At 66.1% G+C, this 23,667-nt stretch carries 14 protein-coding genes; 6 read left to right on the top strand and 8 right to left on the bottom strand.

Annotation, left to right across the window (positions count from 1 at the left end; all coding sequences use genetic code 11):
* Positions 1-171: 171 nt before the first annotated feature.
* A complete protein-coding gene (locus tag AC0SZ7_RS10555) occupies positions 172-2,511 on the bottom strand; it encodes a glycoside hydrolase family 31 protein (protein WP_475504349.1) in 2,340 nt (779 codons plus the stop codon).
* Positions 2,508-3,830, bottom strand: coding sequence for an MFS transporter (locus AC0SZ7_RS10550; protein WP_475504348.1), 1,323 nt, complete (start codon positions 3,828-3,830; stop codon positions 2,508-2,510). The genes AC0SZ7_RS10555 and AC0SZ7_RS10550 overlap by 4 nt, the downstream gene beginning before the upstream one ends.
* A gap of 541 nt (positions 3,831-4,371) precedes the next feature.
* On the opposite strand from AC0SZ7_RS10550, the gene AC0SZ7_RS10545 reads away from it, so the two are divergent.
* The 5 genes from AC0SZ7_RS10545 (at position 4,372) to AC0SZ7_RS10525 (ending at position 13,274) form a co-directional block, all read left to right on the top strand.
* Positions 4,372-7,806 carry an Ig-like domain-containing protein gene (locus AC0SZ7_RS10545; RefSeq protein ID WP_475504347.1) on the top strand — a complete coding sequence of 1,145 codons (3,435 nt, stop codon included), beginning with the start codon at positions 4,372-4,374 and terminating at the stop codon, positions 7,804-7,806.
* 129 nt (positions 7,807-7,935) lie between these two features.
* Entirely contained in the window at positions 7,936-9,975 is a 2,040-nt protein-coding gene (locus AC0SZ7_RS10540; protein ID WP_475504346.1) for a TonB-dependent receptor, read from the top strand.
* Between the two features lie 70 nt (positions 9,976-10,045).
* Complete coding sequence (locus AC0SZ7_RS10535) at positions 10,046-10,657, top strand: DUF1826 domain-containing protein (protein WP_475504345.1); 612 nt, start codon at positions 10,046-10,048, stop codon at positions 10,655-10,657.
* A 93-nt stretch (positions 10,658-10,750) separates the two neighbouring features.
* Positions 10,751-11,914 (top strand): acetyltransferase domain-containing protein, encoded by a 1,164-nt coding sequence (locus tag AC0SZ7_RS10530; RefSeq protein WP_475504344.1) that lies wholly within the window; start codon positions 10,751-10,753, stop codon positions 11,912-11,914.
* 28 nt (positions 11,915-11,942) lie between these two features.
* Complete coding sequence (locus AC0SZ7_RS10525) at positions 11,943-13,274, top strand: OprD family porin (protein WP_475504343.1); 1,332 nt, start codon at positions 11,943-11,945, stop codon at positions 13,272-13,274.
* Between the two features lie 423 nt (positions 13,275-13,697).
* On the opposite strand, the gene AC0SZ7_RS10520 is transcribed toward AC0SZ7_RS10525, so the two are convergent.
* The 5 genes from AC0SZ7_RS10520 to AC0SZ7_RS10500 form a co-directional block, all read right to left on the bottom strand.
* Complete coding sequence (locus tag AC0SZ7_RS10520; RefSeq protein ID WP_475504342.1) at positions 13,698-16,142, bottom strand: TonB-dependent siderophore receptor; 2,445 nt, start codon at positions 16,140-16,142, stop codon at positions 13,698-13,700.
* A 101-nt stretch (positions 16,143-16,243) separates the two neighbouring features.
* Positions 16,244-17,212: a FecR domain-containing protein gene (locus tag AC0SZ7_RS10515; RefSeq protein WP_475504341.1), complete on the bottom strand. Its 969-nt coding sequence runs from the start codon at positions 17,210-17,212 to the stop codon at positions 16,244-16,246.
* A gap of 13 nt (positions 17,213-17,225) precedes the next feature.
* Positions 17,226-17,729 (bottom strand): sigma-70 family RNA polymerase sigma factor, encoded by a 504-nt coding sequence (locus AC0SZ7_RS10510; RefSeq protein WP_475504340.1) that lies wholly within the window; start codon positions 17,727-17,729, stop codon positions 17,226-17,228.
* A 114-nt stretch (positions 17,730-17,843) separates the two neighbouring features.
* Positions 17,844-18,266 (bottom strand): VOC family metalloprotein YjdN, encoded by a 423-nt coding sequence (yjdN, locus tag AC0SZ7_RS10505; protein WP_475504339.1) that lies wholly within the window; start codon positions 18,264-18,266, stop codon positions 17,844-17,846.
* 44 nt (positions 18,267-18,310) lie between these two features.
* A complete protein-coding gene (locus AC0SZ7_RS10500) occupies positions 18,311-19,792 on the bottom strand; it encodes an MFS transporter (RefSeq protein ID WP_475504338.1) in 1,482 nt (493 codons plus the stop codon).
* A 93-nt stretch (positions 19,793-19,885) separates the two neighbouring features.
* Between AC0SZ7_RS10500 and ftrA the strand changes: the two genes are divergently transcribed.
* On the top strand, positions 19,886-20,878 hold the full coding sequence (gene ftrA, locus AC0SZ7_RS10495) for a transcriptional regulator FtrA (protein WP_475504337.1): 993 nt from the start codon (positions 19,886-19,888) through the stop codon (positions 20,876-20,878).
* 350 nt (positions 20,879-21,228) lie between these two features.
* Here ftrA and AC0SZ7_RS10490 read toward each other — a convergent pair whose 3' ends face one another.
* A complete protein-coding gene (locus AC0SZ7_RS10490; protein ID WP_475504336.1) occupies positions 21,229-23,637 on the bottom strand; it encodes a TonB-dependent siderophore receptor in 2,409 nt (802 codons plus the stop codon).
* Positions 23,638-23,667 lie beyond the last annotated feature (30 nt).

Raw genomic sequence — 23,667 nt, 5'->3', positions numbered from 1 at the left:
GGGAGCTGGCTTGCCCGCGCGCGTTTGGTGGCCGGAAATCGAGCGGGCCACCCACCTCACCACCCGACAGGGCTTACTTTCCGTGGGAGCGGGCTTGCCAGCGAGCTGTTGAGGCCCTAAACGCTCGCGGGCAAGCCAGCTCCCACACGTACAGTTGCTGTAGAGGATGAGTTACAGCGCGTAGGTGTTACCGGGCTGGCCATTGATGTACAGCGCGCGCGTCTCGCCCGGGCGCAGGGTCACCGCCAGGGTATGCCACGCCGGGCGGAAGTCGCCCCGGTGGCTGATGGCAAGGTCGATGCGCTGCTCATCGCCACGCAATGTCCATTCCAGCCACAACGCCTGGCCCTGCTGCCAGCCGTGGCTTTCACCGTCGTCCTCGAACAGCACGCCACTGCCCTGCCCCGTGCCTGGGGCGGCGAACAGCAGCAGCTCGCGCTGATCGCCGTGCACCGCCAACGGCAACGCGGCGCCGGCGCGCACCAGCAGCGGCAGGCGCTCCAAAGGCGCATCCAAGGTGATGACCTGCCCGCCCGCATGCCACTCGCCGCTGTGGTAGTCGAACCAACCCTGCGCGTTGCGCGGCAGGTAAACGTCACGACTGCGCTGGCCTTGCTCCACCACGCTGGCCACCAGTACATCGCGGCCCAGCATGAAGTCGTCGGTTTCCTCGAAGGTGCGCGGGTCGTGCTCATGGTCCAGGAAGGTCGGCCGCAGCATCGGTTCGTCGTCCACGCAGGCCTGCCAGAACAGCGTGTAGAAATACGGCAGCCAGCGGTAGCGCAGGTTGATGGCGTCACGGATGGCCGGGGTCACCTGGGGGTGCATCCATGGCTCGTTGACGGTGTGGTCGTCGTTCCAGGAATGGATGGTGAAGCGCGGGTGCATCACGCCGTTCTGCACCCAGCGCACGAACAGCTCGGCGTCAGGCTTGGCGCCGCTGAAACCGCCCACGTCGTGGCCGATGTTGTACAGCCCCGACAGGCTCATGCCCAGGCCCATGCGCGTGTTGTAGCGCAGGGTTTGCCAGCTGGTGCGGTTGTCGCCGCTCCAGGTCTGCACGTAGCGCTGCATGCCGGCGCAGCCGGAGCGCGAGATCAGATAGGGGCGCTTGTGCGGGGCAAAGCGCTGCTGGGCTTCCATGGATGCGCGCATCATCAGCAGCGGCATTACCGGGCGGATGTGCTTGATGGCGATGGCCTGGCCAAAACCGTGGCAGCGGGCATTGCCGTCCCACACCTCATATTCGTTGTTGTCGTTCCAGGTGGCGTCGATGCCCATTTCCAGCAGCTGCGCGGTGACGTTGGCCTGCCACCAGGCGATGGTGCGCGGGTGGGTGAAGTCCAGGTGCGAGCCTTCGTCGTCCCAGAACACCGAGCGCTCCGGCGCCTCGCTTTCCGAATCGCGGATGAACAGCCCCTGCTCGGCCACCTGCGCGTACTGCGGGTGGTCATGCAGCAGGCACGGCTTGATGTTGGCGGCCAGCTTGAGGCCCGCCGCGTGGAAGGCCGCGGACAGCTGCAGCGGTTGCGGCACCTTGTCGTGGTTCCAGTGGAACACGTAGCGCTTGGCGCCAATGGAGGTGTAGCCCGAGGACAGCTGGAACGAGTCGCAGGGGATCTGGTGTTCGCGGCACAGCTCGATGAATTTCAGCAGCTGCTGCTGGGCGTCGGGGGCGTCGGTGTAGTGCATGGTGGAGCCGCTGTAGCCCAGGCTCCACTTGGGCCCGAACAGGGTCTTGCCGGTCAGCCGGACGAAGGCCTTGGTGACGTCCAGCACCTGCGGGCCGAGGAACAGGTAGTAGTCCAGGTCACCGGCTTCGGCCTGGTAGCGGCGGTAGGGCTGGTGGTAGTTGTCCAGCTCGTTGCCCAGGTCCAGCCAGCTGCTGCTGAGGTTGTCGTAGAACAGCCCGAAGCTTGCGCCCGGGCGGCGGGTGATGGTGAACGGGATGTGCTTGTACAGCGGGTCGGTGCTGGCGGCGTTGTAGCCCATGGCGTCGAGGTTGCGCATCTCGAAGCGGCGGCCGCTGCGCTGCAGGTCACCGGCCTTCTCACCCAGACCGTAGTACTGATCATCGGCGTGGCGACATTGGTAGTGGGCTACGCCTTCGTTGGCGCCGCCCAACAGGTAGGCGCTGGTGGGCCGGTCGGCGGCCAGCGGCTGCCAGGCGCCCTGGGCGTCGCAGTGTCCCCACTCCAGCCACAGCGGCTGGTGCACGGTGACGCGCAAGCGCTCGGTGGCCAGGGTCAGGCCGTGCTCATGCTCGGTCAGGCTGAACGCCGGCAGGCCGAAGCCGTCCAGGCTTTCGCGCGGGCGGCCTTCCCACGGCACGTCGTGGCCGGGGGCAATCGACCAGGTGCGGTCAAGCGCCAGCTCGCCCTGGCGCTTGACCAGTACGCGGAACATCGAGGTTTCCAGCACATACAGGCAGAACAGGTGGCGGTCGTCGACCTTCAGGGCCACGTGGTGAGGGCCACGGTGTTCCAGCGTCCAATGCTTCAAGGTTTTCATACGGCAGTCCGGGTGTCAGGTAATGGGGTGGCGCGCGCGGTGCGGCGCTCGGCAATGAACAGCACCATGAACAGGCAACCCAGCAGGTCGAAAAAGCCCATGGCGATGAAGATGGGGTTGAAGCCGAAGGTGTCGGTGGTCAGGCCGATCACCAGCGAGAACAGGAAACTGGCGATCCATGCGCAGGAACCGCGCATGCCGTTGACCGTGGCCATCTGGCTCTTGTCGAAGGTCTCGACCACCAGGGCGCTGAGCATGCACGAGATAATCTGGTGGCCGAAGCCGCCGATGGAGATCAGTGCGATGGCCACGTAGGGGTCGCGGGTCAGCGCCACGAACGCCAGGGACAGCATCAGCACCGCGCCGCTGGCGGAACTGGCCACCACCGAATTGACCCGCGCGCAGCCGAACAGGCGCACGTACAGGCGCGTCAGGTAACCGCTGGCGACGCTGCCAAGGTCTGCCGCCAGGAATGGCACCCAGGCGAACAGGGCGATTTGCTTGAGGTCCATGCCGCGTTCGTTGGCCAGGTACAGCGGCACCCAGAAACTCAGCACCGCCCAGGCCGGCTCGGCCATGAACGCGGGAATGGCGATGCCATAGAAGCGCCGGTTGCGCAGCACCGAGCGCAGGGTGGTCAGCAGCGGCTGCTTGGGCTGCTCGGGTTCCTGGTCTTCCAGGATCAAGGCGCGCTCGCCGGCGCTCAGCCGTGTGTGCCGCTGCGGCGCCTGGTACAGCCACGCCCACAACAGCACCCAGGCGGCGGCCAGCACCCCGGAGAACATGAACGCACCGCGCCAGCCGAACGACACGTGGGCCATGACAATGATCGGCGGCGCCAGCATGGCCCCCACCGAAAAGCCCACGCCCGCCCACCCCGCTGCCACCGGCCGTTCCTTGCGCGGAAACCATTCACCCAGGGTCTTGGCCGTGGCGGGGGTGGCGGCGGCCTCGGCACCGCCCATGAAAAAACGCAGGACCGCCAGCTGCAACCAGCTGCCCACGCCGGCGTGCATGATGCACACCGCCGCCCACACGCTGGCGCAAATCATGAAGCCGGCCTTGAGCCCCACCACGTCGATCAGCCAGCCGCACAACGGCTGGAAGAACGTGTAGGCCAACTGGAAAGCGCCCACCACGTAGGAATATTGCTGGGTGCTCATGCCCAGTTCGGTCTTGAGTTCGGGGGCCAGGATGCCCAGGGAGTTGCGGGTGATGTAGTTGACCGTCACCCCCAGCAGGAACAGCGCCAGCATCCACCAGCGCAGGTGCCGGAACGTGGCGCGCACGCCCACGGCTCCGCTTGTTTTCGTCGTCATGTGACCGCTTACCCTGATTTGTTTTTATGGGGGCCGGTGGCGGTGGCGGGATGCCACCTTTTAGACATCATACAAGCCGATAAAGCTTGGCAGAGGTCTTGTCGGTTACGGGTGGCTTGCGGCTAGGTAATGCGTGGGAAAGCCATGGACAGATCCTTTGTTTGGCGGCAGTGGTTGTCGTACAAGTTAAAGCGCAGGGGGGTGGTGCTGTCAATAGTGGCGAAATCGGACGCAGCCTTCGGCTGCTACATCCTGTGGGAGCTGGCTTGCCCGCGAGCTGTTGGGGCCCTAAAAGCTCGCGGGCAAGCCAGCTCCCACAAGACAGTTGCCGTCGCTGGCAAGCCAGCTCCCACAAGACAGTTGCCGCTACGGCCCACCAGGTATGGGGGATTACCCCCACTTCACCCGCCCATCTTTCCGGGCGTTGCACCTAACCAACTGATAAAAAAGGACATTAAGCACCTCCCCACACCTGGCGCCGCTTTTGCAATGAGCCCCTTGACCGTGCCTGCCACAGCGCCACGCAACCGGGAGCACCACCATGAGACCCACCACTGACACCACGTCACCGCTATTTTTCAGGAAGCCAGGGCTCACCGCGGCCGTGCTGCTGCATTTCAGCCTGAGCACCGCCGAGGCCAGCCAGCTGGATGACGTCAGCCCGCCACCGCCTACCGATGTCTCGGCCTACGCCAACCCGCCCGATGACCCCAAGGCGGCATTGGAGGCGCTGGAACTGCTGCCCGAGGCCAACCACGGCGCGTTGGCGCTGCCCAATGGCGCGTACGGCGACCGGGCCACCACGCGCACCGAAAACGTGTTGCCGCCCAGCGTGCAGACCTCGTTCAATTTCCCCACCAACGGCAAGCCCAGCCCGCTGTTCGGAGCGCTGCCGTTCACCCAGCAACTGCTGTTGTTCGAAGAATTCGGCACCGAAAAGCTCGACCCCACCACCCCGCCACAGACCTTGACCTTCCCGGTGCCCACCCTGGGCCCGGCCCCCGCCCAGGACCCCAACAACGTGGCGCGCAGCGGCCCTTCCGGGGCGGCGCTGGACGCGTTCCTGCGCCAGCCGGGGCTGTCGCCGTTCCCGTCGCAGTACTCCAATGTGCTGGACCGCAACCCGTGGAAGGCGCAGATCGAAATGTTCCTCAACCGCCACCCGGTGGGCTCGCCGGCCGAGGGGCGGCCGCCGGGAAAAGGCTGGTCGCACCAGCGCTGGAACGAGTTCTACCCGCAGGTCGCGTACAAGACTGCGCAGATGGGCGCCCGCATCAACACCGGCCTGCGCGACCGCCGCCAGCTGCACAACTACGCGGTGGGCGAGTTCGGCCCTGGCGGCCTGTACTACCAGACCTCGGACATCCCCGCCACCACCGGCACCACCAAGGGCATCGACACCCGCTTCCACCCCAATTTCCCGCTGCAGAACCACAACGCGCTGTGGACCTTCGACGGCACCTTCCCCGCCAAGCTGTTGATGGTGCGCTACGGCCAGCCGGTGCTGATGCGCCACTACAACGCGCTGCCCATCGACCCGTCGGCGAACATGGGCTTTGGCCTGCACACCATCACCACCCACGAACACAACGGCCATTCGCCGGCGGAAAGCGACGGCTACGCCAATGCCTTCTTCTTCCCCGGCCAGTACTACGACTACCGCTGGCCGGTGCAGCTGGCCGGCTACGACACCATCAACACCAGCGCCCAGGACCCGCGCGCGGCGTTCCCCTGCGCGCCGGGCGAAACCCTGTACGTCAACGACGCCTCGCCGGGCCTGAAGACCTGCAACAACGGCAGCATCCGCATACGCGGCGACTGGCGCGAAACCATGAGCACCCACTGGTTCCACGACCATATGCTCGATTTCACCGCGCAGAACGTCTACAAGGGCAACGCGGTGATGATGAACTACTACAGCGCCCTGGACCGCGGCAACGAAGCGCTGGAAGACGGCGTCAACCTGCGCCTGCCCAGCGGCTCGGCGCTGGCGTGGGGCAACCGCGACTACGACGTCAACCTGGTGCTGGCCGACAAGGCCTGGGATGCCAACGGCCAACTGTGGTTCAACCCGTTCAACACCGACGGTTTCCTGGGCGACCAGATGCTGGTGAACTGGCAGTACCAGCCCCGCCTGAAAGTGCGCGCGCGCAGCTACCGTTTCCGTATCCTCAACGGCTCGGTGTCGCGCTACTTCAAGCTGGCCGTGGTGCGCGAAATTGCCGGCAACGGCGGCGAGTTCCCCGGGCCATCGGGCTCGGGCGTGTCCTACGCGCGCGTGCCGTTCCACATGATCGGCAACGACGGCAATATCATGGAGCACGCCATTCCGTTCGACGGCAGCATGGACCTGGACGGCGACGGCAATAAACAGCGCCACAACGCCATTCTGCCGACCCAGGCGATTGCCGAGCGCTACGACATCATCATCAATTTCGCGAAAAACGGGATCAAGACCGGCGACAAGCTGTACTTCGTCAACCTGATGGAACACCAGACCGGCAAGGGCCCGCAGAAGGAAGAGGTGAGCCTGGCCGAGGTGCTGTCCGAGAAATACAAGGCCGTGCTCAAGCAGACCAGCAAGGGCCCGCAGTGGGACAAGGGCGACCCGGTGGTGGGCAAGTTCCTGCAACTGGTGGTGCAACCCTACAGCGGCCAGGACGTGAGCATGAACCCTGCCGACTATGAACCGGCCAAGCCCGGCAAGGCCGCAGGCAAGAAGATGATCCCGCTGACCGTGGACCGCGACGACGCCACCATGCAGGCCAAAATCAAGGCGGCGCGCCACCGCGAGTTCATCTTCGGCCGTTCGGACGGCACCGACGAAGCGCCGTGGACGGTGAAGACCGACGGCGGCTTTGGCTACGCCATGGACCCGCGGCGCATCACCGCCGCACCGCAGTTGGCCAACGGCCCCACCGATGCCGGGTTCTCCGGTGACGGCACCCTGGAGGTATGGAAAATCAAGAACGGCGGCAACGGCTGGAGCCACCCGGTGCACGTGCACTTCGAGGAAGGCGTGATTCTGAGCCGCGACGGCAAGGCCCCGCCGGACTGGGAAAAATGGGCCCGCAAGGACGTCTACCGCGTGGGCCCGGAGGTGGACAGTTCGGTGGAGGTGGAAATGGCGATTCGCTTCCGCGAGTTCGCCGGCACCTTCGTCGAGCACTGCCACAACACCCAGCACGAGGACACCTCCATGCTGCTGCGCTGGGACGTGGAAAACCCCGGCCAGTTCCAGCTGATGCCCACGCCGCTGCCCGGCTGGGACGGCGTGACCTACGTGAACTCGGTGGCGCTGCCCACCTTCCGCACCGGCGACGCTGGCGGCAGCAACAACGATGACGATGATGATGAGGAACAGCAGCCGGACGCCAACAAGAAACCCATCGCCAACGCCGACAGCGCCACCAGCACCAATGGCCAGCCGGTGAGCATCAACGTGCTGGCCAACGACAGCGACCCGGACGGCAACGTGCCGCTGCGCGTGGTGGGCCTGGAGCAACCGGACTCTGGCCTGGGCGTGGTCAGCACCGACGGTTCGCGCATCATCTACACACCGCCAACCACCAATGCCGCGGCCTTCACCGCCAGCTTCACCTACCGCGCCAGCGACGCCAAGGGTGCCGTGTCCGACCCTGCGGCCACCGTTACCGTGGCCGTGTCGCCACCGCCGGCAGCAACCAATGAAGACCTGGTGGTGACCAGCGCCTCGGTCACGGCGCGCAGCAACAACCGCTACGTCTGGGACCTGGCAGGCACTACCACGCGCGGTACCGGCAACACCCTCAGCGTGACCGCCGCCACCACCGGCGGGCCGCTGAACCTGGGCACCGCCACCCTGACCACCACCGCCACGGGCGCCCGCTGGCGGATCTCGGTGACCACTACCGGCAATGGCCCGGCGGCCAACCCGACGGCGACCATCACCTCGGCGTTTGGCAAGTCGGTGACAGTGCCAATCAACCTGCAATAAGGCCACCCAAAGCCGCTGCCCCCTGGCAGCGGCTTTGCCGTGGGCGCGGCAACCGTTCAAGGAAATGCTTAGAACGAACAAAATGTTATGATATAACATTGTGACACTATTCACTCAGAGCTCCTGTCGATGCACCGTTCCCCACGCTTCACCGCCACCCGCCTGCGCCTCACCCCACTCGCCGCCGCCCTGCTTATCGCCTCCCCCGTCAAGGCCATCGAGCTGCAATCGCAGGTCATCACCGCCAACCCGCTGGGCAGCACGCAACTGGCCGCCCCCAGCACGGTGCTTGAGGGCGACACGCTGACCCTGGCGCAAAAAGGCAGCCTGGGCGAAACCCTCAATGGCCAACCGGGCGTGTCCTCGTCGTACTTTGGCCCTGGCGCCAGCCGGCCGATCATTCGCGGCCAGGACGGCGACCGCATTCGCCTGCTGCAGAACGGCGTGGGCGCGCTGGACGCCTCGTCGCTGTCCTATGACCACGCCGTGCCCCTGGACCCGATCAACGTCGACCGCGTGGAAATCATCCGCGGCCCGGCCGCGCTGCTGTATGGCGGCAGCGCCATCGGCGGCGTGGTCAATACCTTCGACAACCGCATTCCCACCGAGGCCATCGAAGGCATCCACGGTGCGGGCGAGCTGCGCTACGGCGGTGCCGACACCACCCGCAGCAGCGCCGGCAAACTGGAAGTGGGCGACGGCACTTTCGCCCTGCATCTGGACGCTAGCGCGCGCAGCTTCAACGACCTGAGCATTCCCGGCTACGCCCACAGCGCCAGCCAGCGCGCCAGCGAAGGCGCCGACGACAACGGCGGCAAGCACCACCTGGCCAACAGCGATGGCCGCCAGGACAGCGGCGCCATCGGCGGTTCCTACACCTGGGACCATGGCTATGCGGGCGTGTCGTACAGCAACTACGACAGCAACTACGGCTCGCCGGCCGAGGAAGACGTGCGCATCCGCATGCAGCAGGAGCACTACGGCTTTGCCTCCGAAGTGCGCGACCTGGACGGGCCGTTCACCTCGGTGAAGGTCAACGCCGGCTACACCGACTACAAGCACAGCGAAATCGAGGATGGCGAGGTAGGCACCACCTTCAAGAACAAGGGGTATGAGGCGCGCATCGAAGCCCGTCACCAGCCCATCGGCCCGCTGGAAGGCGTGGTCGGCGCGCAGGTCAACCGCAGCGAATTCCAGGCGCTGGGCGAAGAAGCCTTCGTGCCGCAGACCGACACCGACGCCACTGCGCTGTTCATCCTTGAAGACTGGCAGGCCACCGACCGCCTCAAGCTGAACCTGGGCGGCCGCCTGGAGCACACCCGCGTGTCCCCCGACGCCCAGGGCAACGAACGCTTCGAGGCCGCCGACCACAGCAGCGACTTCACCGCCGGCAGCCTTTCTTCGGGCGCGGTGTACAGCCTCACGCCGATCTGGTCGTTGGCCGCGACCCTGGCCTACACCGAGCGCGCGCCCACGTTCTACGAGCTGTACGCCAACGGCGCGCACGTGGCCACCGGCACCTATGAGGTGGGCGACGCCAACCTGTCCAAGGAAAAGGCGCTGTCCAGCGACCTGGCGCTGCGCTTCGACAACGGCGTGCACAAGGGTAGCGTCGGCGTGTTCTACAGCCACTTCTCCAACTACATCGGCCTGCTGGGCACCGGCCGCACCCTCAACGACGAGGGCCAGGAAGACGCCAGCGGCATTCCCGAATACACCTACTCGGGCGTGCGCGCACGCTTTGCCGGCGTCGAGGCGCAGGACCACTGGGCGCTGGGTGAAAACGCCTATGGCAAGTGGGCGCTGGAGCTGTCGGGCGACTACACCCGCGCCACCAACCTGGACACCGGCGAGGCCCTGCCGCGCATCGCCCCGCTGCGCCTGAACAGCGGCCTGCTGTGGGAGAAGGACCGCTGGCAGGCACGCGTGGACATCCAGCACGCCAGCGCCCAGCACCGCGTGCCCGCCAACGAGACCAGCACCGACGGCTACACCACCCTGGGCGCCAGCGCCGGCTACCACTTCGACATCGGCCGCAGCCAATGGCTGGCGTTCGTGAAGGGTGAAAACCTCACCAACCAGACGGTGCGCTACGCCAGCTCTATCCTGCGCGACATTGCGCCCGCGCCTGGCCGCAGCCTTGAAGTGGGGCTGCGCACCACCTTCTGATAGCCAGGGTTGGGCAGTGAAAGCTGCCCAATCATTCTGCAACGTTATAACCTTTGATAAGGTTTTCAACATGCCTCGACAACTCAACAGCCCCGAGCTGTCCGTTCTGCCCCAAGTGCTGCAAGACGACGTCAACCTGGCCATCTGGGAACGCCAACTGCCCGTGCACATCGCCACCTTCGCCGAAAGTGTCATCGCCACCGGGCTGCCATTCGCCGCCTCCCAGGTGCTGACGGTGGACGAGGACCAGCCGCCGAAACTGACCGACCTTGCCAGCGAGCTGCGCGACATAGAAGGCCACGCCGGCTTCGTCGCCGACGTGGCCTGGCTGGCCCACGCGTTTGCCTGCCTGACCGGCGCGAAACGCGTGGGCCTGCGCCTGCGCACCTTGCACAAGGCCATGTGCCCGCGCTACCACGTGGATTGGGTAGCGCTGCGGTTGATCACCACCTACGCAGGCGTGGGCAGCCAGTGGCTGGAGGAAGGCGCCATGGCGCGCGAACACCTGGGTGACCCTGGCGCCGAACCCGGCAGCCCGCCGCGGCAGTTGCAGGCAGGCAGCGTCGCCTTGTTCAAGGGTGAGCGCTGGGATGGCAACGAAGGGCGCGGCATCATTCACCGCTCGCCGCCGGTGCCGGACAATCAAGGCCGGCTGTTGATGACCCTGGATTGGCTGGGATGAAACGGTGAGGCCAACATGACAAACGAGAACAACTTCCATTCATAAATGTTACAGGATAACATTGCACCATCACTTCTTTAGCTTGCGACTACCATGACCGACTCCCCTCCTGCCCCACGCCTGCAGCAACGCCTCGCTTCCATCGACGCCCTGCGCGGCCTGGTGATGCTGTTCATGCTGCTTGACCACGTGCGTGAAACGTTCTTCCTGCACCGCCAGGTTGCCGACCCGATGAACGTCGACGCCACCGAGCCGGCACTGTTCTTCAGCCGCACCCTCGCCCACCTGTGCGCGCCGGTGTTCGTGCTGCTGACCGGGCTTTCGGCTTACCTGTACGGCGAAAAGCACCAAGGCACGCGCGCCACCTCCGCCTTCCTGTTCAAGCGCGGGCTGTTCCTGGTGCTGCTTGAGTTCACGCTGGTGAATTTCGCCTGGACCTTCCAGCTGCCGCCCAGCGTGATCTACCTGCAGGTGATCTGGGCCATCGGCGTGAGCATGCTCTGCCTGGCGCTGCTGGTGTGGCTGCCGCGGGCAGTGGTGCTGGGCCTGGGGCTGGCGATAGTGGCCGGGCACAACCTGCTCGACAGCCTGCACTTTGCCCAGGGCGATGTGCTGCATATACCGTGGGCTATCCTGCACGACCGTGGCTGGCTGCAGGTGTCGGACAGCCTGCGGCTGCGCACCTCCTACCCGGTGCTGCCGTGGATCGGCGTCATTGCCATCGGCTACTGCCTGGGCCCGTGGTTCAGCACCGTCACCCCGGCGGCCGTGCGCCAGCGCAAGTTGCTGCTGGCCGGCGCCGGGGCGCTGCTGGGCTTTGTCGCTTTGCGCCTGGCCAATGGCTACGGTGAAGCGCATTGGGTGGCGGTGGACAGCCCCCTGCTGACCGTGATGAGTTTCTTCAACATCACCAAGTACCCGCCGTCACTGCTGTTCCTGGCATTGACCCTGGGCATCGGCCTACTGGTGCTGCTGGCCTTCGAACGGGCCCGGCCGCGTCGGTGGCTGGCCATGCTGGCGGTGATGGGCGCGGCGCCGATGTTCTTCTACCTGCTGCACCTGTATGTGCTGAAGCTGCTGTACGTGGCCTGCGTGGCAGTGCTGGGCCTGAACCAGGGCAGCTATTTCGGCTTCGAGCATGTGCAGGCGGTGTGGTTGGCGGCGGCCCTGCTGGCGGCGGCGCTGTACCTGCCAGTGCGCTGGTTCGCCGGGCTCAAGGCACGGCGCCGGGACATTGCCTGGCTGAAGTATTTCTGACCCTGCCACCCCACGAAAAGAATTCGCCATGAGTGTTTTACCCAAGCCCGCTGCCCTGCTGGTGGCCATAGGCAGCCCCTTCGCCTGCGCCGATACCACCTTGCCCCAGGCCACTGGTTTCATCGAAGACAGCCGCTGGAGCGTGCTCAACCGCAGCGTCCACGACAGCCGCGAATACCGCAACGGCGCCAGCAATAGCGGCGCGCGCAATGCCTACAAACCCCGCGCCGAGCGCAACGGTTACGCGCAGGAATGGGGCTACGGGCTGATGGGCAGCTTCCAGTCCGGTTTTACCCAAGGGCTGGTCGGCGTGGGCATGGACGCCCACCTGTACTACGCGCGCCAGCTGGACAGCGGCGGCGGCCGTGCCGGCAAGGCGCGGTTGCTGGGCCTGGACAACGACGGCCATCCCAAGGCCGAGTTCAGCCGCGGCGGCGCGGCGCTGAAGCTGCGCGTGGCGGCCACGGTGCTGGCGTACGGCGAACAACGGGTCAAGACCCCGGTGTTCAGCTCGTCCGACAGCCGCCTGCTGCCCGAGACCGCCACCGGCCTGTTCGTCACCAGCAACGACATAGAGCGCGTGAAGCTGGTGGCCGGCCACTTCACGGCAAGCACCGATCGCAACGCCAGCAGCCACGACCAGGGTTTCGTGGTGAACTACTCCAACGGCGTGCAGGGCGACACCTTCGACCTGGCAGGCGTGGTGGTCACCCCCAGCGATACGTTCAGCGCCAGCCTGTACACCTCGCGCTACCAGGACACCTGGCACCAGCATTACCTGGGCGGCACCTTCACCCAGGCCATCGATGACAACAGCAGCCTGGCGTGGAACCTCAACCTGTACCGCACCACCGACGCCGGCCAGGCATTGTCGGGGCGCATCGACAACACCACCTGGAGTTTGCAGTCGACCCTGGCCCATGGCCCGCACAGTGTCAGCCTGGGTTACCAGCAGGTGGATGGCGACACGCCGTTCGACTACGTCACCCGTGGCGCGATCTACCTGACCAACGCGGTGCAGATGTCCGACTTCAACGCCCCTAACGAGCGCTCCTGGCAGGCGCGCTATGACCTGACGCTGATGCCGGGGTTGACGCTTGCCGCTGCCTACATCCGTGGCGGCCATATCGACGACAGCCATGTCGACCCGCAGGGCGGCTACGCCTACCTGGGCTATGGCGAAGGGGGCCGGCACTGGGAACGCGACCTGGAGCTGCGCTACGTGGTGCAGGCCGGCGCGGCGAAGGGCCTGCGGCTGTCGTTGCAGCACAACCTGCACCGCGGCAACACCGCCCAGGCCGAGCTGGACGGCGACCAGGTGCGGCTGGCGGTGGAATACCCAATGGGCGGGCGTATCTGAACGGTGTACGCCTCCCATAATTGGCTGGCAGACCGCGCCGTAGCCGGACGCAGCCTTCGGCAGCTGCTACGCGAATTCGGATACCCCATGGACCGCGGCGCCTGCATCGCGGCCAAGGCCGGCTCCTACCACGTACGGCGTAGGAGCCGACTTTAGTCGCGATGCAGACGACGCCGTTTCAAAACAGTTGCTGCTACGTCCTGTGGGAGCTGGCTTGCCAGCGAGCTGTTGGGGCCATTAAGAGCTCGCTGGCACGCCAGCTCCCACAAGACAGTTGCTGCTACACGGATTCGGTGTAGCCGCAGCCTGGCGGAAGCGGCTACAGCAAGCGCCACCACCGCACCCGTAGCAGCGGCGGGGCGGCCATCCGCCGCAGGCCGCGTCCCGCTGCGCCGCGGTATGCCAGGGGCGTACGCGCTCACGTCACCATTTGTAGGTCAGGCTACCGATCACGTTGCGGCGGGTGCCGTAGAACACGCTGTCCTCGTAGAAGCCGGGGGTGAAGTAGGTCTTGTCGAACAGGTTGTTCACCGACACATCCACCGCCAGCCCCTTCAGGTCCTGGCTCAGGTGGCCCAGGTCATAACGCACGGAGGCGTCGGTGAGGCTGTAGCCGGGCACCTTGACGGTGTTCTTGGCATTGTAGGAGGAACCCACGTAACGCTGGCCGGCCCCCAGGCCCAGGCCTTCCAGCGGCCCTGACTGCAGGGTGTAGTCCAGCCACAGCGAGGCGGTGTTCCTGGCCACGGCAATAGGCACGTTGCCCTTGAGGCTGTAGGCGGTGGTGCCGGTGCCCACGGTGTTGGCCTTGGTCACCTCGGCGTCGGTGTAGGCGTAGGCCGCAATCAGGTCCAGGCCCTTGGCCAGTTCCGCCTTGCCCTCAAGCTCCAGCCCGCGGGAGCGCTGTTCGCCGGTCTGCACCTGGTAGCTGGCGTTGGTGGGGTCGGTGGTGGTGACGTTTTTCTGGGTCAGGTCGTACACCGATGCGGTAATGGAACTGTTGCTGCCGGGCGGTGCGTACTTGATGCCCAGTTCATATTGCTCACCCTCGGTGGGTTTGAAGGTGCTGCCGTCCTGGGCGGTGCCGGAGGTGGGCTGGAACGAGGTGGCGTAGCTGGCGTAGGGCGTGATGCCGTTGTCGAACAGATACGCCAGGCCCACGCGGCCGGTGAACTTGTGGTCGTATTGCGTGGTGTGGGCGTTCGCCAGGTAGTCGTACTCGCGGTCGGACAGCCAGTCATTGCGCCCGCCTACCGTCAGGCGCCAGTTGTCCAGGGCCAGCTGGTCCTGCACGTACAGGCCTTTCTGCACGATCACGCTTTTGCCGTCGGTGGATTTGGCGCTGTTCCACACCACGTTGGCGTTGTACACCGGGTCGTAGATATCCACCGTCTGGTTGTTGGAGCCGGTGCGCGACTCACGGCCCGCGTAGTGCCCGTAATCGATGCCCACCATCACGTCATGGCTGACAGGGCCGGTGCTGAAGTGGCCTTGCAGGTTGTTGTCGAGCAGGAAGGTGTCGGTCTTCTTCGGGCGCTTCTGGTAGCCGAAGGTGTAGGTGCGGCCGTCGCTGCCCAGCTGGGCGCTGTTGCGCGCGCCGTTGCTGATGTAGTCGACGTTGGCTTCCATGTAGCGGAAGTTCTGGTTGAAGGTCCAGTTCTCGCCCAGCCGGCGCTCGAACAGGTAACCGACGGAGGTGTTTTCAACCTCGTATTTGCTGACGTGGGGGTCGCCCAGGTAGGTACTCGAAGGCACATGGCCCAGCGCAGTGTTGTGCAGAGTACCGTTGACCGGGAAGCTCTGCTCGGCGCCGCCTTCGCGGGTCTTCATGTAGCTGGCGAGCACGGTGAAGGTGGTGTCATCGTCCGGCTTCCAGGTGAGCGAGGGGGCCACGTAGGTGCGGTTGTCCGGCGAGTGGTCGACCTGGGTGCCGCTGTCGCGCTTGAGGGCGACGAACCGGTAGCTCAGCTTGCCCTCGTCATCCAGGCGGCCGCCCAGGTCGACGGCGCCCTGCTTGCGGTCGTAGCTGCCGCCCTGTATTTGCACCTCGTGAATGGGCTCGTCGGTGGGGCGCTTGCTGGTCAGGTTGACCATGCCACCGGGGGCCATCTGGCCGTACAGCACCGAGGCCGGGCCCTTGATCACGTCGATGCGCTCCAGGCCGAAGGTTTCGAAGTCGGTGTCGTACTGGTTGAAGCCGGTGCGCAGGCCGTCCTTGTAAATGCCGAACAGGTTGAACGAGCGGAAGCCACGCATGTAGATATCCGGCGCGCCCTGCCCGCCCACGTAGTCGATGGCGCGGATGCCGGGCGTGTAGGCGATGGCCGAGTTGAAGTCCTGCACGCCGCGCTTGTCCATTTCATCGCGGGTGACCACCGAGATAGACTGCGGCACTTCGTTGATGGCGGTGTTGGTCTTGGTGCCGACGCTGGAGCGCGTGGCGACGATGCCCTCGATGGGCGCAGTGACGCTTTGCTCGGCCGCGCCGTTGATGGTCGAGGTGGGCAGGGTCAGTGAGCCTTCGGGGGCGTCCTGCAGGGTGTAGCTGCCGTTGCTCAGCCGCACCGCTTGCAGCCCCGAGCCCGAGAGCAGCAACGCCAACCCCTGCTCCACGCTGTAGTCACCGTGCAACCCCGGGCTTTGGCGGCCGGCGGCCTGCTGCGCGGGGTAGGACAGCAGCAGGTTGGCCTGGTGGCCGAACTGGTTCAGGGCGTCTTTCAACGCGCCGGCGGCAACGTCGAAATGCTGGCTGCCATCGGCGGCGCTGGCCAGGGCCGGTGCCAGCAGCAAGGCGCCGGTGAAAACACCGGGGGCCAGGCTGCAGACCATGGCCAGGGTCAACGAGCGAAGGCGCAGGGGGTGGCTCATGTCGTGCTCCACGAGAAAGGCGAAGGAAACGGGTTGTTTATTTCCATGTCTCGCGAGAACGCTGAACGGACCACCCTCCCGGCATTTTTTGTGAAAAAAATTCAGACTCGCCGTGTTGTCGCTTCCAGGCTGACCCAATACGGCGTGAAGCGGCGCACCTGCAGGTTCAGCGTGGCGCCCAGGGTTTGCAGGATTTTGTCGGTATCGGCCAGCGGGTAGGTGCCCGCCACGCGGATGTCGGCGACCGCGCTGGAACAGCCCAGGTGCCCCGGGCGGTAGCGCCCCAGTTCCGCCAGGAAGTCCGCCAGGCGCTGATCGTTGGCAATGATGATGCCATCGGTCCAGGCCCCTTCAGCCTCGGTAACCGCGCGCACCGGGCCCAGCGTCTGTGCGGTGAACAGCACCTGCTGCCCAGCCTGCAGCGTCAGCGCCGGGTTGGTACCGGCGTGCACGCTGACCTGCCCGGCACTGACAGCCACGCGGCTGGTGCCTGCCGCCTGGCGCAACAGGAAACGGCTGTCGAGGGTGTGGATGCGGCCTTGTTCGGTCTGCGCCCAGAAGGGCCGGGCCTGCGGGTCGACGCCGGTGTGGATCTGCACTTCGCCGCGCAACAGGCGCAGCAGCCTGGCGCCGCTGTCGAACCGCACATCGATGGCAGAGTCAGTGTTCAACAGCACGCGGGTGCCGTCGGCCAGGGTCACGCGGCGCTGCTCGCCCACCGCGCTGTGGTAATCGGCGCTGAGGTTCTGCCACGCCGCCGTGTCACGGCCCGCCCACACGCCGGCACCCAGGCTTACCAGCAGCGCCAGCGCCTTGAGGGCCTGGCGGCGCTCCAGCGTGCCTGCACGCGCCATGGCGGCCAGTGTGGGTTGGGCAATGTGGGCATGGTCGGCCACCGCAGCGAAACGCACGCCGAAGGCCTCTATCCGCTGCCAGGCGCGCTCGTGGTCGGGGTGTTCAGCGCGCCATTGCTGCCAACTGGCCAGCGTTGCCGGCGGCACGGGCGGGCTCTGCAGTTCCACCATCCACTCCACGGCGCGCTCGGCGATGTGCGGCGCGACAATGCTCATGACCGCCCCCCGCTCACGCCGCAAAGAAGCATTGCACGCCCGCCTTGACGATGTAGCGCTTCACCGTGGTGACCGAAACGCCCAGCCTGGCGGCGATATCGGCGTGGCTCAAGCCATCGAGCTGCGACCAGAGGAACGCCTGGCGCACTTCCGGCGCCAGGCCATCAAGCAGGCGGTCCAGCTCCAATAGGGTTTCCAGCAGAATGGCCTGGTCTTCAAGGGACGGCATCACCTGCTCGGGCAAGCTGGCCAGCACTTCCAGGTAGGCGCGCTCCAGCTTCTGGCGGCGGAAGTGATTGCTCAGCACGCTGCGCGCCACCGTCACCAGCAAGGCCCGCGACTCGCGAACCTCGATGGGGTCAGGCTTGGCCAACAGCCGCAGGAAGGTATCGTGGGCCAGGTCGGCAGCGCTGCTGCCACAGCCCAGTTTGCGCCGCAGCCAGCCATGCAGCCAGCCGTGGTGGTCGGTGTACAGCGCCTGGATGTCGAGGGGCGGGAGGCGGTCAGTGGATGACATTGAGCAGATCCGCATATGGTAATGGTTATCATATGCGATCGTATGATGATTGCTCAAGGCCATCCCTTGGTTTGAGGTGAACCGCGTGGGTGAGGACGCAGCCTGCGGCAGCTGCTACGGGGCGGGTTTTTCGACGTTGACCATCCATGGCACACCGAACTTGTCGGTGAGCATGCCGAACCCCTGCGCCCAGAAGGTTTCGCCCCATGGCATGCGCACGGTGCCGCCCGCGCTCAGGCCATCGAACCAGGCCTTGCCCTGGCCCAGGTCATCGGTGGCGATGGACAGGGCGTAGCCGGCGTGGGGCTTTTGCTCGGGGGTGGGGTCGTCGCTCATCATCAACTGCGTGCTGCCCACCAACAGGTTGGCGTGCATGATGCCATCCGGCGGCGCAGCGGGGCAGTCGGCGCTGGTGGAGTCCTGCGGCGCTTCGCCGAAGGTCATCTTGAACTGCAGCGTGGCACCGAGCACGGCGCAGTAGAAGTCGATCGCCTGCTGGCACGTGCCCGGCAGGAATATATAGGGTTGCACGTTCATCACATGGCTCCCAGGCAGTGGCGGCGCGAGATGCGCCGCCCCGTTCAATAGTCTAGTGCCAACCTGGCCCATGGGCGGAAGATCAACGCGCTGGCGGCGGCGGCCACGCCGACGCTGGCGGCGCCGTACAGCAGCACCCAGCTGAAGCCGAGGTCGAGGGCGGCCTGGTAGGCGGCCGCCGGTACCGCCTGCCTGCCGGCAGCCACCGCCTGGGCCGCGGCCTGCAGGGTCGCCGCGTCACCCACGGCAGGCAGTGCCTGGCGCAGGCCCGCGCTGATGCCTTGCAGCAGAACCCAGCCCATCACCGCGATGTTGATGGCCAGCGAGGTCATGCGCGCGCTCATGTCCATGGCCGAGGCCATGCCCGCCTGCGCCGCAGGCACGGCGCCGGTGCTGGTGTTGGTGGCCGGGGTGTTGGTCAGGCCCAGCCCGGTGCCGGCCAGCAGGCAACCCGCGGTCATGCCGGGTACCAGCCATGCGGCATGGCCGATGGCCGCGCACATCACCAGCAGGCCTGCGCCGATCACCAGCAACCCGGAAGGGATCATCACCCCCGGGTGCAGCTTCAGCGCCAGGCGTTCAGCCAGCGGTGGCACGAACAGTGTCGGCAGGGTGTACGCCAACACCAGCAAGCCCGCCCCGCCCTGCCCCAACCCCATGCCGCCCTGGGCGTAGAGCGGCAGGTAGATCATCAGCGGCCAGAAGCTGAAGTTCATGCCGGCCGAGCCCAGCAACGCCCCCGAGAAACCGCGTATGCGGAACACCGCGAAATCCATCATCGGCTGGCGGTGGAGCTGCTGCCACACCACGAAAGCCGCGAACGCCAGCAGGCTCAACAGCAGGATCACCCCGGCCGTCACACGCGACATCTCGGGTTGCGGGCCCTGGATGATGACGTAGGTAAAACCGAACACCGCTGACGCCAGCAGCACGATGCCCAGGCTGTCCAGCTTGCCGCCCGGCACCGCCCGGCACGCTTGCACCCCTGCCCCGGCCAAGGCGCAGGCGGCTGCGGCCAGCGGCACGTGAACCAGAAACACCCACTGCCAACTGGCCAGCGCGACGATGCCGGTGCCGATGATCGGCCCCAGCCCCAGGCCTGCGCCGAACACCACGCCCCACAGGGCAAACGCCTTGCCGCGTGCGCGCGCCTGGGTGAATTGGCCCGACAAAATGGCGATCTGGCAGACCAGCATGGCACCACCGCTGGCGCCCTGCACTGCCCGCGCAGTGATCAACTGCGTAGCGCTGCCGGCCAGGCCGCAGGCCAGCGAGGCCAGCCCGAACAGGGCGACGCTGAGGATAAACAGGGTTTTGCGCCCATAGCGATCCACCAGCGCACCCACCGCCATCAGCACGGTGGTGCAGGCCAGCGTGTAGGCGTTCATGATCCATTGCAGGTCACTGAAGCGGGCGTCGAGCAGGTTTTCAAGGGTGGGCAGGATCACCGGGATACTGGAGATCTCCAGGCCAAACATCATGGCCGCCAGGCACACGGCCGCCAGCGCCTTTGTCGAATCCTTCATGCAGTAGCTTTCCATAGGCTGAACGAGTGCGGCGATGATCAGGGCCCCAAGGTTTTGTGGAAATCGGCGCGCAGGCCAGATATCGTCAACTTCATGCCAAAACACCGTCCCAGCCCACAACCCTTCAACCGCTGCCTCGTCGTGCTGGCGTACGACCAGCTGTGCACGTTCGAATTCGGCACCGCCATCGAGGCGTTCGGGCGCGACGACCCGCTGCTGAAAATGCCGCTGTATGACCTGCGCGTGGCCGCCGCCGAGCCCGGCCCGCTGCGGGCCTTCGGCGGCGTGCAGATCAGCGTCGAGGGCGGCCTGGAGCTGCTGGAGCAGGCCGGCACCATTGTCATTCCCGGCTGGCGCGACCTGGCCGAGCATGTCTGCCCCCACCTGCTGGAGGCGCTGGCGCGGGCCAGCCAACGGGGCTGCCGCATCATCACCATCTGCGCCGGCACCTTTGTGCTGGCGGCCACCGGCCTGCTGGCAGGCAAGCGCGCCACCACCCACTGGCACCATAACGAGGCGCTGGCCAAGGCTTACCCGGACGTGCTGGTGGAGCCGTCGGTGCTGTACGTGGACGAGGGTAATATTCTGACGTCGGCGGGGGCTGCGTCCGGGCTCGATGCCTGCTTGCACCTGATCCGTCGCGACTTCGGCCCGGAAGTGGCCAACCGCGCGGCGCAGCGGATGGTCACCCCGCTGCACCGGCAGGGCTGCCAGGCGCAGTACCTGGAGCAGCCGGTAGCGCCACGGCCAGCCACTAGCCTGGCGCCGCTGCTGGACCGGCTGCGCGCCAGCCCTGCCGGTGACATCAATATCGAGCACATGGCGCGCGCTGCCCACATGAGCCGCCGCACGTTCCTGCGGCGCTTTCACGATGCCACCGGTACCACGCCGGCCAACTGGCTGCTGGGCGTAAGGCTGGAGCACGCCAAGGCACTGCTGGAAACCAGCACCCTGCCCATGCCGCTGATTGCCGAACAGTGCGGCTTCGGCACCGCCGCCACCTTGCGCCACCACTTCCGCAAGCAGTTGGCCAGCAGCCCCAGCACCTACCGCAAGCAAGCCAGGCGCAACACGCCGAACCCGTAGCGGCAACTGTCTTGAAACGGCGTCGTCTGCATCGCGACTAAAGTCGGCTCCTATGCCGTACGTGGTAGGAGCCGGACGCAGCCTGCGGCAGCTGCTACGGGAGGTGTGTTTGTAGCAGCAACTGTCTTGAATTGGCGTCGTCTGCATCGCGACTAAAGTCGGCTCCTACACCGTTCATGGTAGGAGCCGGCCTTGGCCGCGATGCAGGCGATGCCCCTTCCCGTAGGGGTGTGGGGGGGGGGGCCGCCCCCCGCCGTTTCAGGCCCCCACCGGCGGGGGGCCACCCCAGCTCCCACAAGATGTAGCGGCGGCGGGGCGGCCATCCGCCGCAGGCCGCGTTCAGGTGCTGGTCAGAACGCCCAGCGGGCGTTGACCACCAGGTTGCGCGGTTCGCCGTAGGAGCCGGAGTTGAAGGTGCCCAGGCCGTCGTAGTACTTCTTGTCGAACAGGTTGTTGAGGTTCGCGCCCACGGTCAGGTGGTTGTCGACCTTGTAGTTGGCCAACAGGCCCACCACCCCGTAGTCACGCTGATGGGCCTTGGTGCCGAAGTCTTCGTTCACCGCGTAGATATCGCTCTGCCACGCCCAGTTGCCGCCCACGGTCAGGCGCTCCCAGGCGCCAGGCAGGCGGTAGGTGGTGCCCAGCTTGACCTGGTTCATCGGCTGGTTGGTCTCTACCCGGTTGCCTTGCTTGTCATGGGACTCGCGGTAGGTGTAGCCGCCAATCACGTTCCAGGCGGGCGTCAGCGCGCCGGATATTTCGGTCTCGATGCCGCGCGTGGTGGTGCCGGGAATGGCGCGGTAGATCTCGTCGCCATTGTCGGCCTCGCCCACGAACTGCGGGGTGTTTTTCTGCTTCACCTCGAACAGCGCAATGCTGGTGTTGAGCGCGCCGCCGAAGTATTCGCCCTTCAGGCCAATCTCGTAGTTGTCGCCCTGCAGCGGTTTGAGCGAGGTGCCGGCGGCAGTCTTGTAGTAGGTCTGCGGCAGGAAGATGTTGGTGTAGCTGGCGTACACCGAGTAAGTGTCGTTGAGGTCCAGCACCACGCCGGCGTACGGGGTGACCACACCGCTCTTCTGCACCCGCGCGGTGCTCTGCTCGCCGCTGGCGAAGTCGCTGGTGAAGTCGGTCTGCTTCCACCAGCTGACCCGGGTGCCCAGCAGAATCGACAACGGATCATAGGGTTTGAGCCGCACGGCGGTGTAGAAGCCGGTCTGGCTCAGGCGCGTGATGTTGTCCTGGGTGCGGTCGAGGCTGGGCTTGCCACCGGGGTTGCCGTCCCATTCGTAGATGTTGTCCACGGCTGGGGTGGCCAGTTGGTAGGTGGGGTAGTTGAGGTGGGTGTAGGCGACGCTGCTGCCCACCACCAGTTCATGCTCGCGGCCGCCCAGGGTGAAGGGCCCGGTGGCGAACACGTCGAGGTTGTCCTGGGTCTGGTAGCTGTCCAGCCGGTTTACGTACATGGACACGCCGGCGCCGGTCTGCACGTCGGGCGTGCCGCGGCTGGCCGAGCCGGAGGTGGCGTCGCGGTAGGCGTACTGGTGGCTGTACGAAGCCTTAAGGCTCCAGTCGTTGGCCAGCGCGTGCTCCACCAGGGCGGTGAAGTTGTAGTGGCTGTTGTCCAGGGTGCTCCAGCGCGCGCCGGGGTTGAACGAACGCGAGAAGTTCGTGGCCGAGCCGTCGCTGTTGAACAGTGGAATATGCCCGAAGCTGGCGCCGTCACTGTTGTTGTTCTGGTAGTCCATGCTCAGGCGCAGCAGGGTGTCTTCGCTCAGGTCCATGTCCACGGCGCCGTACAGCACGCGCTTGTCGGTCTTGTACCAGTCGATGAACGAATTGGATTTCTCGTACACGCCCACCAGCCGGCCGCGGATGTTGCCGCTGTCGGTCAGCGGCCCGGACACGTCGGCCTCGGTGCGGTAATGGTCCCAGGCCCCCGCCTCACCGTACACGTAGCCCTGGGCCTCGGCGGTGGGCCGCTTGCGCACCAGGTTCAGCGTGGCAGAGGGCGTACCGGCGCCGCTGAGCAGGCCGGTGGCCCCGCGCACCACTTCCACGCGGTCGTAGATGGCCAGGTCCAGCAGCGTGCTGGTGTATTGCTGGGACTCGTTGGCGATTTGCGTGGGAATACCGTCGTACTGGAAATTCTGGATCTGGAAGCCGCGCGAGTAGAAGGTGTAGCGCTCACTGTCGCGGTGGTTGCTGGACAGCCCGGGGGTGAACTTGACCACATCGTTCAGCGACTGCAAGTGTTGGTCGTTCATGACCTGGCGCGGTATCACCGTGACCGACTGCGGCGTCTCGCGCAGCGACAGCGCGAACTTGGTAGCGGTGTTGGTGCTGCCGGTGGTGTAGGCCCCAGTGTTTTCCGTGGTGGCGCCCAGGCCCTGGCCGTCGATGTTGGTAGCGCCCAGCTCCACCGCGTCGCCGGGCGCCGCCGGTTGCACGGTGTAACTGCCCGCCGCCGTTACCCGCAGCACCAGGCCGCTGCCGCGCAGTGCCTGCTGCATGGCCTGGTCGGCGGTCAGCTCGCCCTGGATGGCCGGCGCCGCCTTGCCGCGCACCAGCGCCGGTTCCAGCATCACGATGCGGCCACTCTGGCGGGCGATGGCGTTCAGGGTGTTGGCCAGGCTGTCGGCGCCCAGGTTGAAATGCAGCACCTGTTCGCGGCTGGCGGCAACGCTGGGGGTGGCCAGCAGCGGCAGCACTAGGGTCATGGACATGGCAGCGGCAAGGGCGTGGGGGCGGAATGTGGACACAAGGTGCTCCTGAAAAAGTCATCGTCAGGA

This window comes from Pseudomonas sp. JC1203 (assembly GCF_056175065.1).
The sequence above is the reverse complement of the archived record's forward strand: the minus strand, read 5'-3'. Positions and strand labels throughout refer to the sequence as shown.

What these genes read in the sequence shown, in the direction of transcription:
- AC0SZ7_RS10535 (WP_475504345.1), top strand. Translation starts at nt 10,046, where the DNA reads ATGCCTCGACAACTCAACAGCCCCGAGCTGTCCGTTCTGCCCCAAGTG.
- AC0SZ7_RS10545 (WP_475504347.1), top strand. Translation starts at nt 4,372, where the DNA reads ATGAGACCCACCACTGACACCACGTCACCGCTATTTTTCAGGAAGCCA.
- AC0SZ7_RS10530 (WP_475504344.1), top strand. Translation starts at nt 10,751, where the DNA reads ATGACCGACTCCCCTCCTGCCCCACGCCTGCAGCAACGCCTCGCTTCC.
- AC0SZ7_RS10550 (WP_475504348.1), bottom strand. Translation starts at nt 3,830, where the DNA reads ATGACGACGAAAACAAGCGGAGCCGTGGGCGTGCGCGCCACGTTCCGG.
- AC0SZ7_RS10525 (WP_475504343.1), top strand. Translation starts at nt 11,943, where the DNA reads ATGAGTGTTTTACCCAAGCCCGCTGCCCTGCTGGTGGCCATAGGCAGC.
- AC0SZ7_RS10540 (WP_475504346.1), top strand. Translation starts at nt 7,936, where the DNA reads ATGCACCGTTCCCCACGCTTCACCGCCACCCGCCTGCGCCTCACCCCA.
- AC0SZ7_RS10515 (WP_475504341.1), bottom strand. Translation starts at nt 17,212, where the DNA reads ATGAGCATTGTCGCGCCGCACATCGCCGAGCGCGCCGTGGAGTGGATG.
- AC0SZ7_RS10520 (WP_475504342.1), bottom strand. Translation starts at nt 16,142, where the DNA reads ATGAGCCACCCCCTGCGCCTTCGCTCGTTGACCCTGGCCATGGTCTGC.
- AC0SZ7_RS10500 (WP_475504338.1), bottom strand. Translation starts at nt 19,792, where the DNA reads ATGAAGGATTCGACAAAGGCGCTGGCGGCCGTGTGCCTGGCGGCCATG.
- AC0SZ7_RS10510 (WP_475504340.1), bottom strand. Translation starts at nt 17,729, where the DNA reads ATGTCATCCACTGACCGCCTCCCGCCCCTCGACATCCAGGCGCTGTAC.
- ftrA (WP_475504337.1), top strand. Translation starts at nt 19,886, where the DNA reads ATGCCAAAACACCGTCCCAGCCCACAACCCTTCAACCGCTGCCTCGTC.
- AC0SZ7_RS10555 (WP_475504349.1), bottom strand. Translation starts at nt 2,511, where the DNA reads ATGAAAACCTTGAAGCATTGGACGCTGGAACACCGTGGCCCTCACCAC.
- yjdN (WP_475504339.1), bottom strand. Translation starts at nt 18,266, where the DNA reads ATGAACGTGCAACCCTATATATTCCTGCCGGGCACGTGCCAGCAGGCG.